The organism is Photobacterium rosenbergii (genome assembly GCF_003026455.1).
In the GTDB taxonomy this organism is placed as follows: domain Bacteria; phylum Pseudomonadota; class Gammaproteobacteria; order Enterobacterales; family Vibrionaceae; genus Photobacterium; species Photobacterium rosenbergii.
Genome location: NZ_PYMB01000065.1, coordinates 1 through 732 on the forward strand (window position 1 = coordinate 1; position 732 = coordinate 732).

The 732-nt window shown below is 46.2% G+C and carries 1 rRNA gene; it reads left to right on the forward strand.

The features are described from left to right. Positions 1 to 134 precede the first annotated feature (134 nt). A 5S ribosomal RNA gene (gene rrf, locus C9J01_RS29400) occupies positions 135 to 250 on the forward strand. Positions 251 to 732 lie beyond the last annotated feature (482 nt).

Below are 732 nucleotides of genomic sequence, written 5' to 3' on the forward strand. Positions count from 1 at the left end.
TTGTGAGGCGTTGAGCTAACCTGTACTAATTGCCCGTGAGGCTTAACCATACAACACCCAAGGGGTTTTACGGACTCCACGAACACTTGGATGAGTGTTGGGAACATCAGCTTTCTAAGATTGTAAGCATTTTGCTTGGCGACCATAGCATTATGGACCCACCTGATCCCATGCCGAACTCAGTAGTGAAACGTAATAGCGCCGATGGTAGTGTGGGGCCTCCCCATGTGAGAGTAGGACATCGCCAGGCTTGAATTTTGGATAAGCCCGCTGGGTACAGCGGGCTTTTCTTTCGCTCCGACTGATTGCAATGTGAGCGACGTCAACAGAAGGTTTTTACTTTTTCGCCAACCGCGAAAAAAGATGAAAATTTTGTCTTGACTGGATATCAGAAACGCGTATTATACGCCTCCTGACTTGCTGAAGCGCACTGCGCCAAGGCATTGAAAGTCAACGTTCTTTAACAATTTGACCATGCAATCTGTGTGGGCACTCGTGAAATGATAGTCAACAAAAGAATTATCAATGAAACTGAGTGACCAAATCGAATCGTAAGATTCGGCACAGTCAATTCAATCATTACTTCGGTAATGGTTTAACAGTATTTCATTGAGCCAAAACTTTAATTGAAGAGTTTGATCATGGCTCAGATTGAACGCTGGCGGCAGGCCTAACACATGCAAGTCGAGCGGCAGCGACATAAACAATCCTTCGGGTGCGCTTATGGGCGGC